At 36.8% G+C, this 17,607-nt stretch carries 11 protein-coding genes; all 11 read left to right on the top strand.

What is annotated here, in order from left to right; genetic code table 11:
* Window positions 1-124 precede the first annotated feature (124 nt).
* Window positions 125-625, top strand: a complete 501-nt coding sequence (gene lspA, locus IPJ16_02015) for a signal peptidase II (GenBank protein ID MBK7625972.1) — start codon at window positions 125-127, stop codon at window positions 623-625.
* Between the two features lie 618 nt (window positions 626-1,243).
* Window positions 1,244-1,663: a hypothetical protein gene (locus IPJ16_02020; GenBank protein ID MBK7625973.1), complete on the top strand. Its 420-nt coding sequence runs from the start codon at window positions 1,244-1,246 to the stop codon at window positions 1,661-1,663.
* 952 nt (window positions 1,664-2,615) lie between these two features.
* Window positions 2,616-3,215: a hypothetical protein gene (locus tag IPJ16_02025; GenBank protein MBK7625974.1), complete on the top strand. Its 600-nt coding sequence runs from the start codon at window positions 2,616-2,618 to the stop codon at window positions 3,213-3,215.
* 936 nt (window positions 3,216-4,151) lie between these two features.
* A complete protein-coding gene (locus IPJ16_02030) occupies window positions 4,152-4,571 on the top strand; it encodes a radical SAM-associated putative lipoprotein (GenBank protein ID MBK7625975.1) in 420 nt (139 codons plus the stop codon).
* Entirely contained in the window at window positions 4,564-5,640 is a 1,077-nt protein-coding gene (locus tag IPJ16_02035; protein ID MBK7625976.1) for a TIGR04133 family radical SAM/SPASM protein, read from the top strand. The genes IPJ16_02030 and IPJ16_02035 overlap by 8 nt, the downstream gene beginning before the upstream one ends.
* 725 nt (window positions 5,641-6,365) lie before the next feature.
* Complete coding sequence (locus IPJ16_02040; GenBank protein MBK7625977.1) at window positions 6,366-7,640, top strand: fibrobacter succinogenes major paralogous domain-containing protein; 1,275 nt, start codon at window positions 6,366-6,368, stop codon at window positions 7,638-7,640.
* A 774-nt stretch (window positions 7,641-8,414) separates the two neighbouring features.
* Window positions 8,415-10,880, top strand: a complete 2,466-nt coding sequence (locus IPJ16_02045; GenBank protein ID MBK7625978.1) for a TonB-dependent receptor plug domain-containing protein — start codon at window positions 8,415-8,417, stop codon at window positions 10,878-10,880.
* A 751-nt stretch (window positions 10,881-11,631) separates the two neighbouring features.
* Window positions 11,632-11,988, top strand: a complete 357-nt coding sequence (locus tag IPJ16_02050) for a hypothetical protein (protein MBK7625979.1) — start codon at window positions 11,632-11,634, stop codon at window positions 11,986-11,988.
* Window positions 11,989-11,992: 4 nt separating this feature from the next.
* A complete protein-coding gene (locus IPJ16_02055) occupies window positions 11,993-12,358 on the top strand; it encodes a hypothetical protein (protein MBK7625980.1) in 366 nt (121 codons plus the stop codon).
* Between the two features lie 739 nt (window positions 12,359-13,097).
* Window positions 13,098-14,594: a DUF4933 domain-containing protein gene (locus IPJ16_02060; GenBank protein MBK7625981.1), complete on the top strand. Its 1,497-nt coding sequence runs from the start codon at window positions 13,098-13,100 to the stop codon at window positions 14,592-14,594.
* Window positions 14,595-14,607: 13 nt separating this feature from the next.
* Window positions 14,608-16,995 carry an ABC transporter permease gene (locus IPJ16_02065; protein ID MBK7625982.1) on the top strand — a complete coding sequence of 796 codons (2,388 nt, stop codon included), beginning with the start codon at window positions 14,608-14,610 and terminating at the stop codon, window positions 16,993-16,995.
* Window positions 16,996-17,607 lie beyond the last annotated feature (612 nt).

The following is a 17,607-nucleotide window of genomic DNA, read 5'->3' on the forward strand; positions in this document are numbered from 1 at the left end:
ATGATCGTTTAATGTATCCGGACTTATCACGATCAAAAGAAAAACGACTAGCTTTATAATCATGATAACAACAAGACGATGATTGAGGATTGTGATTAAACTTGAGTAAATATGAGAGTAAAAAATCGTTAGAAACTTATTGATTTTAATTCTTTTGGCAACCAATGTTGGATGCGATCAAATATCCAAATCTATTGTCCGACAAACAATTGACTATGACCACAGGACAAGTGTAATAGGGAGTTTTGTAACAATTACAAAGGTTGAAAATACTGGAGCATTTCTAGGTCTTGGAGATCAATTACCAAGAATTATCTATAAAATCCTTATGATAATTCTACCATTGATTGTACTTGGATATGCACTCTATTATTTATTGACTAGTAATAATCTCTCCAAACTATTAATCATCGGAATATGTCTTGTTATTGGGGGTGGACTAGGAAATGTCTATGACAGAATAATATATGGCTCCGTGACAGATTTTTTACACTTTGACTTTGTGCTATTTCAAACTGGAATAGTGAATATGGCCGATATTTCAATTACGATTGGATTCTTTATTCTTGTATTTGAGTTCTTCAATAATGGATGGACCTTAAACCTAAAGTCATCTGAAAAATAATATATGCAAACTGCTAACACTTTAAGAGACAAACTCATTTTAAAATCTTGCCGGGGTGACTACTTCGCCACGTATTTCAGGATTAAAGACTACCATGGCAACATTCTGGTACCGTGACTGTTTTAATTCTACTACTTGTGCTAACAAAGTCGGTATAGTTAATTGCCTTTATCGGCAGGCCGGACAAATCCGTTATGACGATTAAATATTCAATGGGCCTACCGGGACTAATTTCTTTCTGTCGAGTTTTTTGCAGCAACACTATTAAATTTTATCATGACGTGACAACTTTGTGCCTTCTATCGGGACCTGCAAAAAACTCGCCAGATCCGGAATTACGGCAACTAACCATACCGCCTGCCGTTATGCTTAAGCCTCAGGCCGTTACGTGACAGATTCGTCTTGACCGAAAAGGCCTAAGCATAACGGTTTCGAAGTAAATTTTCGTCATAATATGGACAATTTCTTAATCGCTGAGAGACCGTTTACCGTGACAAATTTGTATATCAAGACAAATCCTGCTCCCCCACCAGGACTTGTACTAGATCTAGTTTTAATGTTGGATTGGAACAATTTTTGCTGTTATTACATTAACACCAAATTTTCAAACATAAAGCAATGAAGATTAAAAGAAAGTTACTTGTATTTTCCTCAGTTTTACTTGCATTTCTTCTTATTGAGTGCGATGATGACAACAAGACTAGTTGTGCATTTGCTATGTGTACTGAGGAATTCAGATCTATAGTATTTTCAATAAAACATGAGAGTGATAATACGGCCTTTGTTCTTACCAATTATACGGTCATACGTTTGTCGGACAATAGGGATATTACAATTACCGATGACAATCTCACCGACAACAATGGATATTATCAAATTACGAATGACCTTAAACTCGACCTCTTTAAATTCAAGAATACTGAGGTAGAATTTAAAGGATACCTCAATGATGTTTTAGTAATCCAGAAACGATTGACTATTACTTCAGATTGTTGTCACATATCTCTGGTTGATGGAGAGACCGAATTTCTTCTGTAAACAGTACCTTAAGTCCAAATAATCTGCTTTATGCCGGTCTACTCCTTCCTTGACGACTTCGATTACCGTGACAAATTACATCACCTTTACCGTGACAAATCCTGCTGGATAATTGAGTTTTAATTCCAGGCCTAAGCATAACCCGGATGGTATAGGTAATTGCCTTCGCCAGCCCGGACCAATTCGTAATCAACCCAAAGTCTATCACCGTAATTTATACCCACTTATCAAGTTTCGTATACCGTGACTAATCCTGCTACCGTGACTAAGCCAATGGGGCTGTCGGCCTTCGCGCCGTTGTCATGGTTTTTGCATCACCATCGTGACAATTAAATCATAGCGTGACAAACCCTGCTCACTTATCGGGACACACTCATCTTGACAATTTTATCGTGACATCCAAATCCTGCTCACTTATCGGGACTGTGCAAAAACACATGCCAACCCCGACACAGACGGCAACTACCCATACCACCGAGCCGTTATGTTTAAGCGAGCTTCGCATTATCTGGACAAATTCGCCTTAATATCAAGCTCTTACCCGTCTTGACAGGATTTGCCTAAACATAACTTTTTGATGAAAAATTGTTAATAATTTTGACTATTTCTATACCCTTGACAGATACTCCAATAGTTTTTGCTCATTACCTTGACAAATACATCATGACGGGATAGATCCTGCCCATTTATCGGGACACTTAAATCTTGATAACTTTACCATGACACCCAAATCCTATCTATTTATCTGGACTGGCAAAAACCGTTTTCAAGCATTTCTTTAAAGCCTTGAAATTAATTTTAATGTAGAACTATACTTCTCTGTTAATAAATTAACATAACTTTGATTTTTACTTTGACTCACTCACTTAAACTTAATGACATGAAACCGAGTCTATTTTATCTAATACTCTTTTCCAGTACCTTGCTTCTTTCGTGTGAAAATGCGAAGGAGATGACAATAGAGAACGAAAATATGCCTTTGCTTTGGAAAGAAGTTTTTGCAGAAGATTTATATTTTGAATATACTTATAATGAGGCAAAACTTCTTTTTGAAAGGAAGACCAAATGGTCATATACAAGCTATTCTTACAATAATGACAATCAATTAGTTTCTTATGATATGTATGAAGACTTGCGTATGGCCAGCAGCGACTGGACTACTCTTCAGGCAGCAATGAATAGAACTGATTGGGTTTCCCCAAAGAATACTGAAATTTCTGGCCAAGCAACTTATTCATACAATGATAATAAGTTGACAAAAATTACAGTAACACGGTTCCCAGGTGGTACCGCTAATTCCGTCACGTTTGATTATGATAATAATGGTAGGATTTCAAAGCAAACATACTATTACAACAATCAACCAAGTGGTTTCCGTGAATATAGTTATGATGAAAGAGGCAACCTAATTCTTGTGACGCACAAAGATTTAGTTAATGGAAGTCCAGTAGTAAGTTCCACAGAACAGTTCGAATTTGATGACAAAATAACCCATACAAAGCATTTAAGCGACTTCTACAACCTGGAGTATATACCAATGAAAATAATATAATAAAGAAAACATTGACCCTTAACATTAATGTCGCTGGAGTTGACAAAATTCAGGTAACAGAATCAACGTATGAATATAATTTACAGGATTATCCAATAAAAAAAGGCGATGTCAAGTTTGAGTATAAATAATCGTTAATTTGATCTCCAATTCATAAAAATAATTCACGAATTTTAATAGAAGTCATCAACAATCGGGACAATTTCGATATCAGTGACAGATTCGTTTGGACTCACAATTTTAATATTTCGCCTAAACATAACCCGGATGGTTGAGGTAATAAGCTTGTCACAATTTTTGCTCTCAACCGTGACAATTTTATCTTGACACTTAACTTATCAATCATCTGCCAAATCCGTTTTTTCCGGCTCTGGACAAATCCAGAATCAGTGACAACATTATCATTCGCCGGGACTGGCAAAAATTGCGCCATGGTGGCTTGCCCGCCGGGACTAATCCGACCTAAAGTACCTGGACACGTAACGGCGGACGGCGCCACCAACGCTTACTACCGCAACCACCGAGCCGTTAGGTTGCATGCTCCAAGATCTATCTACCATGTTTTCACATATCTTGAGAGTCTCTCTTTTCTACTATATCTGGATTAATACTTATCCAAATTTATCATGACAATTAGATTTCGTCCATCTGCCGGGATTCAGCCGTCTGCCAAATCCTGCTGGACGTGATTGTCTTGCCCATTTATAGGGATCTGGGGATCGCACGCAACCTAACAGTCACAGTGACAAATCATTCAAATTACTATAATTTGTGTAAAAGTGACAAATCTTAAATCCACATAGTTTCGTTTGGGAATAAATTAGCAATCAATTTGTATATTTGATCTGCTAGACATGGGTTACGACAATAAAGTAGAGACAATAAAACAATGAAGTAGATTCTCCGTTAGTCAATTATTATCCAAAATTAACAAAGATGAAAAACATCACGATTATTAAAAGGCGATTGTTAAAGAAAGTTCTTATTTTTATGGGTGTGTGTAGTGCTGGATTAATGGCGTCTTGCTGTAAATACGGAGCCTTGGTTTCTACTCTATACATGAATGTTAAAGGAACGATTCGATCCAAAGCGACTACACAAATCATCGAAGGTATTCAAATCGAAGTAAGAAATAGCCTGTCAAACCCTAAAGTGTTGACAGATAATAATGGTGTGTTTTCAATCAATTCTGTGCTTGATGAATTTGAGAACTCTGTTAATATACATATCTCAGACATTGATGGAGCGTTAAATGGAAGCTTCCTTCCAAAAGATACCGTACTTTTGTTGAGTTCAGACGAAAAGTTAGCTCAAATCAAAGAAAACATTGAAATCAAATTAGACAAGAATGAATAATAGAAATATTTCATTCAAAAAACGTTTAACACTCAATGTATTTAAAGAATATCGGAAAACTGAAATTTCCCTTCATGAATTGCAGTATCTTTTCTGGGAATGTACCCACCGCTGCAACTTACAATGTATCCATTGTGGAAGCGACTGTAAGCAAAATAGCATAATTCCCGATATGCCTGCTTCTGATTTTCTTCAAATAACGGAAATAATTAAAACTCAATACCGTCCGAACGACATTATGATTATAATTACGGGTGGAGAACCCTTAATGAGAAAGGATCTCGAATTCTGTGGTACAGAATTGACTAAGCAAGGATATCCATGGGGAATGGTTACAAACGGTGTACTTCTGTCCCAACAACGATTGAATAGTTTACTTAGCGCTGGATTACAATCTATTACAGTAAGCTTAGATGGATTAGAGACAACCCATAACTGGATTAGAAATAAAAAGTGCTATCTAGATGTTATTAGGGCAATTAAATTGCTTGTAGAAAAAGAAAGCTTAGTCTTTGATGTTGTGACTTGTATTAATCAAAAAAATTTTAGTGAGCTAAACGAAATAAAAGACCTGCTAATCTCTTTAGGTGTAAAAAGGTGGAGACTATTTACCATTTCTCCTATTGGCCGTGCGAAATCCAATTCAGATCTACTCCTTAACGACCAACAATTTACGATTTTAATGGAATTTATAAAAGATACACGACAGGAAAGGCAAATCGAAGCAAACTATGAATGTGAAGGTTTTGTTGGAAATTATGAAATGGAAGTTCGGGACGGATATTACTTCTGTAGAGCTGGAATAAATGTAGCTTCTATTCTGGTAGATGGCTCAATTTCAGCCTGTCCCAATATAGATGGTCGTTATTCCCAAGGGAATATTTATAAAACCAATTTTTTAGATATCTGGAATAATCAATTTAAAATAATGCGCCAACGAGATTGGATGAAAACTGGAATATGTAAACAATGTGAAGTATTTAAATGGTGTGTTGGAAATGGAATGCACCTTCGAGATTTTGATTCGAAAAATGTTCTATGCTGTCAATACAATATGCTTAACAATTGATAAATCTCCTTTTTTACAAAAAGGCTCTATCTACCTTGACAATTTCACACTAAGGTGACAGTTTTAATGCTAGCACGTAACCTAACCCGGATGGTTGAGGTAATAAACTTGTCACATTTTTTGCTTCCTACCGTGACAATTTTATCGTGACACTTAGATTTCACTCATCTGCAAAATCCGTTCTTTCCGGCTCTGGACAAATCCGTATACCGTGACAACTTTATCGTTCGCCGGGACTGGCAAAAAATGCGCCATGGTGGCTTGTCCGCCGGGACTAATCCGACCTAAAGTATCGGGACACGTATCGGCGGACGGCGCCACCAACGTTTACTACCGCAACCACCGAGCCGTTATGGTTAATTCGCAAGTTTCGTGATAGTTACAGATTCTCAAAACTAACCATAACTCAAGCGAGGTTTATAAATCGTGACAAATCCTGCTTCGTTACCGGGATTGGTAAACTGTGACAAATTCGTAAAGCTGGACAACTCCTGCCCTTCTGCCGGGATTGGTAACCGGGACAAATTCGTAAAACTGGACCACTCCTGCCTTTCTGCCGGGATTGGTCATCTAGAAAACTTAACGTGATTAGAGAGTATATATCTTTTCACATAAGAAATAGCTAAGTCCTCAGAGTAATGGGAATTATTCAAGTTTTAAGTAAATTAGAAAAGTTAAAATACCATATCAAGCAACCATCAATGTTTAATTTCAATCTATAAAGTATGAAACAAATTAGTATTTTATTTTGTCTTTTTATCTTTACCAATTCTTGTATAAAGGAGAACCTTCCCAATGTGATTACTACTCCAATAACGGAATTTACATGGGACTATGCTATAGCTGGCGGAGAAGTCATTGATGATGGAGGTTCTCAAGTTATTTCAAGAGGCGTTAGTGCTCGCACCAAATGGGATCAGCCCTGGCTAACAGTTGATGGTTCAGGTACCGGCAGTTTTGAGAGTAAAATTAACATAATATGGCATGGAGCATCAATGTCAATTAGAGATACGCATTATTTAAGAGCTTACGCTACAAATAGAAATGGGACATCTTATGGCGAAGAACTTTCTTTTTATCCAAAATTAAAACCACCAGATTCTAATTCAATAGAGTTAAGAAAGATAACTGCGACAACTAATTCAATTATTGTTGCTTACAGTTTATCAATACCCCCAGTACGGCCTTGGGAAGAAAATGGTATATGTTATAATACCACTGGGTCTCCTTCTATTGAAGGAGCGCATATTGTTGCTGCTGGCCCTTACACATCAACTAGCATCATCATAAATAACTTATTACCAAATACTAAGTATTATATTTGTGGATACATAAAAAATGAATCTGGTATATCTTATACAGGCCAGCAAAGTATTTCAACTACTGAAGGAGAAATTTCTGATATAGATGGAAATATTTATCAAATCAAAACTATCGGCAATCAAGTCTGGACTATTGAAAACCTGAAAGTATCAAATTTCAAAGACGGGACTCCAATTAGTTTTGTGGAGGATAATTTATCATGGAACTCAACATTTACAAGTGCTTATAGTACATATAATCCAATTTATGGTAAATTGTACAATTATTATGCTATAGCTGATACCCGTAAACTTTGTCCAACAGGTTGGCATGTACCAACTGACGAGGATTGGAAAATTTTAGAAGTATACCTTGGGATGAGTCAAATTCAGGCTGATGCTACAGGATTGAGAGGGATAGATCAGGGTGGAAAGTTAAAGCAGATTGGATGCCCGGATTTTTGGACATGTCAAAATATTGGAGCAACAAACTCGTCTGGCTTTTCAGCATTGGGAGGCGGTTATAGATATGATAACGGAATATTTTCAGAGGCTGGACTAAAAGCATACTATTGGTCAAGTACAGAGTATGACGCTATTTCTTCTTGGGCCAGATCTATATCAAATAATAATACTCAGGTTGGACGTTCAAGTATTAAAAAGGGATTTGGATTTAGTGTCAGATGTATCAAGGATTAAACTATCCATAAATGAGAAATTGTAGGCTAAACTGTCTTCAATACACTCATATTCATATATATATATATCAAATATTCAATTCCATGACTAATCTTGACTACCTGCATGGATTAGAAACACTGACAAACTTCATTTGAGGGACAAATTCGTTGTCGTTTGACAGTTTTAATATTAGAACTAACCATAACACGGATGGTATAGGTAATTGCCTTCAGCAGCCCGGACCAATTCATAATCACCCCAATGTCTATCACCATAATTTACACCCACTTATCAAGTTTTATATACCGTGACCAATCCTGCTACCGTGACAAAGCCAATGGGGCTGCTGGCCATCGCGCCGTTGTCATGGTTTTTGCATCACCATCGTGATAATTTTATCATACCGTGACAAACCCTGCTCACTTATCGGGACACACTCATCTGGACCACTTTATCGTGACATCCAAATCCTGCTCATCTATCGGGACTGTGCAAAAACACATGCCAACCCGACATAGACGGCAACTCCCCATACCACCGAGCCGTTATGCTTAAGCGACAGTCACTTACGGGACAGATCCTGCCTTGACTCAATCGCCTAAGCATAACGTCCAAAAGTTGAAATTCTAATTAAAACTTGATAAATTCGCAAATAATTAGGATCTTAAACTTGACAATTTTCTAACCCAATTTTAACTCCTGCTACCCTATTAGGATTGAATATTAGTAAAAATCAAAGCAAGGAAACCTATTGGAACAATTTTTGATGTTAATTAATTAACAATTGAGTTTATGAAAAAATCCTTCGTATTTCTATTTCTACTTTTCTTTTATTCCATCGGTTATGCACAATTAAACACAAGCAAAGAGCAGGATCAAAACAATTTTAATACTCCTATTGCAGAACGATTCAATAGTGACTCTTTAACTTTAATCGAGAAGGTCTATCTTCATACTGACCGTACTTACTACTTTCCCGGAGAGGATATATGGTTTAAAGCATATCTTATTGATGCGTCAAACTTGTTCCTCTCCGATCATAGTAATAACCTTCATGTCGAAATTATCTCTCCAGCTTCAAAAATCATAGGCAGCAGAACAATCAAACTCGAAGGTGGTTTAGGTAACGGCGATTTCAGACTTCCTGCCGATCTCATTTCTGGAAGATACAGAATACGTGCATATACCAACTACATGAGAAATTTTGGAGATCAATTTTATTTCAGCAAAGAAATTACTCTTATCAATTCAAATGATGAAAAAGACAGAATCTCAGATGATGTAAAATATGTTGAAAATAACATTCATGTAAGTTTTTTTCCAGAAGGTGGTTCTCTTGTAGACAATGTCCCTTCAATTGTTGCTTTTAAAGCTACTAATAACCTTGGTAATGGCTGTGATATAACTGGCAGGATCTATTCCTCAAACGGCAATCTGATAACCACATTCAGATCGACTTATCTTGGAATGGGCTCTTTCTTACTTAGACCAATATCGGGATTGAGTTATTATTCTGTCATCAAAGGGGCCGATAGCATAGAGGTTCGGACTGAATTGCCAAAGAGTTTTTCAGATGGTGTAACATTAAGTGCTTCAATAAATCAGAACAATGAACTACTAATTACTACAAGGAGTGATCCTCAGACCTTTCAACTTAAATCAGAACATGATCTGTTACTTAGATTTTCAATACGAAAGGAATTAATAAAAACTGTTGTATGTAAAGTTAAGGCTCCTACAACCAATTTTATTCTTCCGACAATTGATCTTCCTGATGGAGTTTTAATGCTTACACTTTCGACTCTGGATAATACTCCACTCGCTGAAAGACTTATATATATTCAAAGAGTGGACCCGGTAACCCTTCAAATTGAAACTGATAAACTCATTTACAACAAAAGAGAACGAGTCTCTCTCAACATTCTAATGCCGGGAGATTCATCTTATACTATAAATGGAAATATCTCATTAGCTGTTGTTAATAGTAACCTGATTGATAGCACATCCCGGTTTCCCAGTAATATTTCATCATGGTTTTTGCTTGAGTCAGATGTTCATGGTCCTGTTGAAGATCCATCGTATTACTTTGATCCTTCAAATACCGATAGATTCAGAAATATGGACCTCCTGCTTCTTACACAAGGATGGCGTGACTTTACCTGGAAGTACGAGAATACATATTTTCCACCGGAAAATGGATTTACTATATCAGGTAGATTAAGAAAGACATATATTAACAAACCGATTCAAAACTCAAGGGTCAGTATAGGCATTTTCGGAAGTACTGGCTCCTTTTTAGAAACAGTTCCAGTCGACTCATCCGGGAGATTCAGTTTGTCTGGTATTGACTTTACTGGAGATGCAAGATTAATTGTAACAGGAATTGGTGAAAAGGATCGCTTCAAGGGAGAGATTTATTTAGACTCAGTCTTATACTTTCCTGCTAAAGTGACTGATAGTTTGAACCAGATTTCAGTTATAATTGAAAATAAATGGATTTATCTAAGAACATATTTTGAGATAAATGAGTCTGTAAGAAAACAATACAAACTTTCAGACACAATAAATCTAGGGGAAGTTAAGATTATAGCTGAACGACATAAGGATCCTCAAACTGTTAAAATCCAGAGTAGTCGGGAAAAATATGACAACCCTGACAGTGAATTAATAATCACTCAGCAGATGCAAAGCTACCCCTACCTTATTGAAATCCTGAGGGGTCATGTTGCGGGTGTTGTTGTTGAAGGGTCATATCCGGATTACAGAGTTCTGATTCGTGGATTCGGTTCCGTAAGTGCCCAAGGACAGCCTCTTGTACTCATCGATGGGAACGAGGCTAGTTTTGAAGATTTGATTCATATGCCAATCTCCAACATTGACAGAATTGATGTGTTGAAATCATATGCCACAACAAGTATTTTTGGATTTAGGGGTTCTTCGGGAGTTTTCAACCTTATTACCAGAGCAGGAGGCTCAGCTTATGTACCTGTTAGATACTCCATAAATGCCAGGATTATGGGTTACAGCTCCTCACGAATATTTTATTCACCACAACATTTGTCCGATTCAGATTCTGCCTTTGGCCCTGATCTAAGATCAACACTTCTCTGGGAACCTGATATTGATCTGGAGAGTAATAAAAAGGTGACTCTAAACTATTACAACGGAGACAATTCATCAGTTATCAGGGCTATTGCAGAGGGTATAACCTTAAATGGTGTACCAATAACGGGAAAGGCTGATTATGAGGTCAGATAGAATGTTACATGACAAGACAATTCCTGCTAGCATGACAGTTTTAATTCCTCGCCTAAGCATAACCCGGATGGTATAGGTAATTGCCTTCGCCAGCCCGGACTAATTCATAATCTACCCAATGTCTATCACCATAATTTACACCCACTTATCAAGTTTTGTATATCGTGACAAATCCTGCTACCGTGACAAAGCCAATGGGGCTGTCGGCCTTCGCGCCGTTGTCATGGTTTTTGCATCACCATCGTGATAATTTTATCATACCGTGACAAACCCTGCTCATTTATCGGGACACACTCATCTGGACCACTTTATCGTGACATCCAAATCCTGCCCATCTACCGGGACTGTGCAAAAACACATGCCAACCCCGACACAGACGGCAACTTCCCATACCACCGGGCCGTTATGGTTAATTCTCTAGTTTCGTGACAGTTCCAATCTTCTCAGAACTAACCATAACTCAAGCGAGGTTCATAAATCGTGACAAATCCTGCTTCGCCACCGGGATTGATAACCTTTGACAAATTCGTAAAACTGGACTACTCCTGCCCTTCTGCCGGGATTGGAAACCTTGAGAGAATTCTTTTAACATGACAGATTCTGCACATCTATCGGGACTATTCATCTTGACAAATTCGTTTCGATATGTGTATTTCAATATATTCTCAGGGATTATTTATCTTTGAGTACTGATGGACAAATGATTGGTGTGATTTTTGCTGTGAATATATTAACACTAAACCTAAAGACGATGAAAAAACTACTTATTCTTTTTTCGTTTACTCTTCTGTTAATCTCTTGTGAAAAATGGCCGGATTTTTTAATTCCTAGCTCTGAAGTTCCAAGGTGGCTTAAAGAGAGGATTTCACATGATGAAAAGATAATTGAATCGAACCCCCAATCAGGACTAGAATCTTCAGCTTGGATTAGGTACAAATGGAATGAGAAGTATTTCTTTGAATATCGCAACGCATTTAGCTCTGCAGGACCTGAAAAATATACTTATGCTGGAGATAAAATGACTCTCAATCAGGAGTATTTAAATTTTGAGACAGAAAAATGTTGCAAGGAAATAGTTTGGAAAACTTCTTCTTATATTGATTACTAATATCATGAAAGAATTTGTATTGTTGTTTTTCTTCTCTCTCATGTTCATTTCTTGCGAGAAAGATTATTTAGTACCCGAAAAAGAGGTTCCTGAATGGCTTAAGACTAAAATTAGTCAAGATGAACAAACAATCAAAGATTCTCCAAAATTCATGACTGCTTATGGTTGTTGGTTGCGTTATAGTTGGCAAAATGAATACTATTTTGAATATCACAATGTTGTTAGTTCTTCATCACCAAGAGCTATTTCTTTTTCAGGTGACACCCTTCACATCTGGGCAAATGATATAAACACAGACTATTGCAAAGAAAAATGTTGCAAGCAATATGTTTGGAAAGCACCAAAGTATAAAGAATATGGTGGGATTTAAAGTTTTGCTTTTAACTTTAATGATGGACTTAGAGTATTAAACCCCTGATAAGTATTCCTCCTTTTGCCAGGACAATTTTCTTTATCGAGACAAATTCGTTATTGCCTGACAGTTTTAAGATTAGAACTAACCATAACAACGCTGGTATAGGCAATAAGCTCGTCACAATTTTTGCTCGCCATCGTGACAATTTCGCCATGACGATTACCTTCTCACTCATCTGCCAACTCTTTTCCGGCTCTGGACAAATCCGTAATATAGGGACATATTATCCTTCGCCGGGACTGGCAAAAATTGCGCCATGGTGGCTTGCCGCCGGGACAATTTTCTGGCTAAAGTATTGCATGACATATCGGCGGGCTGCGCCACCAACGCTTACTGCCCATACCAGCGGGCCGTTAGCTGCAAGGCAAAGTGCGTGCAAGTCCTCACTGCACCGGGATTTCCGACGCGCGCGCAAGAGTTTTGAAGCCCTTCCCTGCAACCGTCCCTTCGCTTCAAAACACATGCTTTTTTGCCCGCCCGGACTCCACCATCGGGCCAATTTTATTATACCATGACAACCCCTGCCCGTTTGCCGGGACTTTGGCATCTCGTGATAACTTCATCATACCATGACAAATCCTGCCAATTTATCTGGCCTTTATATAGCTTTTCTTTTTAATCAAATTAATTTGCTCAACTAACATATTCGTTATACCTTTAAATTGGATTAGCAAAAAAATCTAATAAATTAATTATGAAAAGAATATTCATTCTGATCTTTATAAGTCTATCCTTGACAATTTTCCAAGCTTGCCGACAAAATCGTCTTAAAATCAGTGAAAAAAAACTATCTAATGAAATCCTCGCCCTTGAAAAAGAAAAAAATGAAGGCAAAATCTCAGAATTTGATAAAGAATCTCCAGAATCCAAGAATGGCCACTCAGGAGTATTGAGGAGGAAAGAAATTCGTTCAGTTGATTCAAGGAGACCTCCAATTAAACTAGACTTACTTGAAGCTAATAAGAACACACGTGACTTTAGACTTTCCGATATAGCATCTTCTGTAAGTTATATAAAACTTGAAACACCACCTGATACGAACTTAACTTATGACCCATTTTACTATCGAACTAGATTGATGTCGACAATTAAGGTTGCAGATGGACAAATCATATTTCAGGGAATATTCGGCGTTACCCGCTTTAATATGCAGGGTGAATACCAGGAAACCATTTGGAAGAATGAAAGAGGGATAAAATTCATGGGACAAAGTGCTGCATGGTTCCCTAAAAGTTTTTTTGGTGTAATGCCAAATAATCCGGTTTCTATTTTGAATGGGAACATTTTTTACACTTTCACAGATGGGAATACTGGTACTACACAATACATGCGATATAAACCTGGATCAACAATCGACATTTCTGTTCAATCCCAAAAAGAAGTGCCTGGATTAGGTTCTGCACCAAAGGGAAATACTCTTTCAATTTCAGGGATGCAGCGATTGGAACTATTTGACTGGATCTATGGGATTAGCTCAGATACCTGGGCAGGGATTAATTCAAAAATGACTGCAGGGGAAACTGGTTCACTACTTGTAACATATAACTCCATTGGAGATACAATCTGTCAGTTCACTGATTTTGATCGTATTGTAAACTATAATCAATCCACATTCAGACGCTCTGAAGATTTTATCAACTACTATTATGAGGGATTACTGACAATTAAACAGGAATATAACGATACTGTTTTTAGACTTATCCCTCCAGACAGATTATTACCAACATATATAATTGACTTTGGAGAATCTAAAGTCGATTATATGGAAGGTCTCAATCCAAATTCTGATATTTCAGAAAAGTTCATGTTGAACTCAATGTTTGAGACATCTGATTTTCTACTAATCCGATATACTCAAAACAATGATTCACCCAATAATCTGAAAAAAAATTCAGTAAAGTTTTTCAATGTCCTCTTCGACAAGAAGCAGATGAAATTATATCATCAAACAGGATTCTCCAAAGAACCTGAAGGTATTATTAATGATATTGATGGGGGTATGCCATTCTGGCCCGATTACGTCACTCCACAAGGTGAAATGATAAAACTTGTCTCTGGTAAAGTTTTTGGGGATTATATTAACTCCTCCAGATTCAGAGAATCAACAATCTCTGAAGAAATCCGTAATAAACAAATTTCAATTGGCACAAACCTAAAACCTTCTGACATGATCCTTATTTACGTTAAATAAACATATCATTGAAATGACTATCAATATCAAAATCATTCTGCGTAATTATATCAAAAAACCAATTTATTCCATAATAACATTCGTGGGGTTTACTTTGAGTATTGTTGCTGGATTACTAATTTATCTGTGGGTTTTTAATGAGCTTAGCTATGAAAAATTCCATCCAGATTACCAACAAATTTACCGAGTCCTCACGCTTTCAAAACAAGGAGATAAAATCGTAAAATCAGCCCTTTGCTATGCTCCCGTAGCTGAAACAATGAAAATGGATTATCCTCAAATAGAAAATGCTGCATATATAGGCTATAGCAGTGAAGATTCACCATTACAATTGGAATCCGGAGGAGATAAAATTGAAGCCCGAATGAGCTGGACCAGTGATGATTTTTTTCAAATATTTTCAGGGTTCAAATTTATGGAGGGGTCACCAGAATCCGCATTTGATAAACCTGAGAATATTGTTATCTCCGAAAAAGTAGCAAGAAAAATCTTTGGTAAAAACCAAGCTTTAGGTAAAAAACTAATTAGTTCCAAGTATTCTAATGAAGTCTATACTGTTAGCGGTGTAATAAAAATTCCAGTTCAAAGTCATCTTGATTTGGGATTTATTGTATCTAGTAAAAACTCCAGGTATTCCTCATTTTTAAATGAATGGTACTCAAAGTCTTATGTATATATAAAACTTCATAAGGATGTAAAAATTGATGAGCAGTTTCTAAACTCTATTTCAAATCACCTTAGTCGGTATACAAAATATACAGATAAGCTCATGTTTCAACCATTAGCAGATATTCATCTATTTACTGATTACGAGACTTATAGTCGGGACATAGACATAAGTAATTACAAATATGTTTGGATATTTTCAATCCTTGCCATTTTGATTGTCCTTATGGCATCGCTTAATTTTTCTATATTATCAGTTGCCAGAGCCTCGGAACGTGCTATTGAAATTGGAATTAGAAAGGTTAACGGTGGAAGCAGGAACAGTATATTCAGACAATTTATGTCTGATTCTTTATTTCAAACTTTCCTGGCGACTATTTTAGCGCTCCTTCTGGTTCAATTAATTCTCCCGACTTTTAATTACCTGACTTCAAAAGAACTAATTCTTAATGTTTCTCTAAGACTTATTCTTAATCTTTTTATTTTAACATTACTTGTTGGTATCATTTCTGGATTATATCCTTCATTATACCTCTCTTCATTTCCTCCAATATCCATTTTCAGAAGAGGTACAGTTTCCGGATCAAGAAGCAATTTTATCAAATTACTTGTAACTGTTCAGTTTACATTAGCAATCTTCTTCATAATTGCTACTTTAATTTTCATTAAACAATTAAATTTTATTCATAATAAAGACCTGGGCCTTGATGACAAAAATGTCGTAGTCATCCCAACTGGGTTGTGGTACGATAATAAGGAATTCAAGCAAGAACTGCTTAGAAATCCAAATATTCTAAATGTTTCAGCAAGTGTTGCCGCACCAATTGACTTTGGTTGGAAATACCAATTCCCACTTAGTCACCAAGGTCGAGTTGACAGCCTTGAAGCATCGCTATTTTGGGTTGATGAAGATTTTGCAGAAACATACCATTTAGAAATTGTTAAGGGTCAATTCTTGCAAATGGATTATAGTAAATACTGGGAGGAACTTGAAAAGAATAGTCGTAATAAAGGGAAAGATTATACTTTTTCTCTACCAATAGTTATTAATGAAACAGCAGAAAAATTATTGGGATTTGATGATCCAATTGGACAGCGAATTGGCAATAATATAATTGTTGGCGTAGCGAAAGACTTCCATTTCAGACCATTGCGTTATCCTATAAGTCCGTTAGTTATGACAAATGACCCACAAAATATAATGACAATGAATGTACGTATTGCGCCGGGAAATACTACTGAGACGCTAAATTACATTCGTGACATGTACATGAAGTATAGAAATGACAGAGAGTTTTCTTACCGTTTCTTTGATGATCTCCTTAACGAAAAGTATCAGGAGGAGACACGTTTACGAAATATTACTATTGCTTTTGCCCTTTTAGCCATTGTAATTTCTATTCTCGGCATTCTTGGGATGTCTGTTTTTTCTATCGACCGACGCACCAAAGAAATTGGTCTCCGTAAAGTAGCTGGAGCAAAAAGCTCTGAAATACTTCTTTTATTGAATATGGAATTCATCAAATGGGTGTTGGTTGCATTTATAATTGCAACGCCAATTGCATGGTATACAATGCATAATTGGTTACAGAATTTTGTGTATAAGACAGAATTAAGTTGGTGGATCTTTCTTTTAGCCGGAATAATTGCATTTGGGATCGCATTATTAACTGTAACGTGGCAAAGTTGGAAAGCAGCGACAAGAAATCCGGTAGAAGCATTAAGATATGAGTAATTATCTCGAATGACCAATAATTTAATACTTTACGGATGTTGTCAGGCACATCCTGCAACACAAGCTCAAATCAAAATTCTGGGATTTCTTTACTTACGATTAATTAATGATATTCAATACCTGATTTTAATAGCCAAACCGTCCCTTCGCTTTACGGCACATTACGCAAAAATTAAATCAGTTTAATAACATCACACTCGGTTTTGCGTAAAGAGCCTTAAAGCCCGTCCCTGCCACTCAGCAGGACAGGCGGCTAAAGTAGAAAACGGTGACTCACTGAGACAAACACTAACTTTGCCCTGCAGCTAACCGGCTAGTGCGTGCAATAAGCTTTTTAACCATGCTCTTATCCCAGATTTATTATCAAAAAGCTCATTGCATGCACTAGCTAAAACCAAAACCGGATTTGATTACATTAAACAAATGATTTAGCCTTGCAGACTTCTATTATGTCATCAATAAAATTCTAATACCATGACAAATCAGTTTCTTTTGCTGGGACTTTTAGATTCTCATTCAAGTCGACAATACCTGCAAACAGGACAGTTTTCAAATAAGCCCAGCAGCTAACCCGGATGGTTGGGGTAATAAACTTGTCACAATTTTTGCTCG

Source organism: Bacteroidales bacterium, from assembly GCA_016709865.1.
GTDB lineage: Bacteria > Bacteroidota > Bacteroidia > Bacteroidales > VadinHA17 > LD21.

Coding starts and splice junctions, on each gene's coding strand:
- IPJ16_02020 (MBK7625973.1), top strand. CDS start 1,244: ATGAAGATTAAAAGAAAGTTACTTGTATTTTCCTCAGTTTTACTTGCA.
- IPJ16_02025 (MBK7625974.1), top strand. CDS start 2,616: ATGACAATAGAGAACGAAAATATGCCTTTGCTTTGGAAAGAAGTTTTT.
- IPJ16_02030 (MBK7625975.1), top strand. CDS start 4,152: ATGAAAAACATCACGATTATTAAAAGGCGATTGTTAAAGAAAGTTCTT.
- IPJ16_02035 (MBK7625976.1), top strand. CDS start 4,564: ATGAATAATAGAAATATTTCATTCAAAAAACGTTTAACACTCAATGTA.
- IPJ16_02040 (MBK7625977.1), top strand. CDS start 6,366: ATGAAACAAATTAGTATTTTATTTTGTCTTTTTATCTTTACCAATTCT.
- IPJ16_02045 (MBK7625978.1), top strand. CDS start 8,415: ATGAAAAAATCCTTCGTATTTCTATTTCTACTTTTCTTTTATTCCATC.
- IPJ16_02050 (MBK7625979.1), top strand. CDS start 11,632: ATGAAAAAACTACTTATTCTTTTTTCGTTTACTCTTCTGTTAATCTCT.
- IPJ16_02055 (MBK7625980.1), top strand. CDS start 11,993: ATGAAAGAATTTGTATTGTTGTTTTTCTTCTCTCTCATGTTCATTTCT.
- IPJ16_02060 (MBK7625981.1), top strand. CDS start 13,098: ATGAAAAGAATATTCATTCTGATCTTTATAAGTCTATCCTTGACAATT.
- IPJ16_02065 (MBK7625982.1), top strand. CDS start 14,608: ATGACTATCAATATCAAAATCATTCTGCGTAATTATATCAAAAAACCA.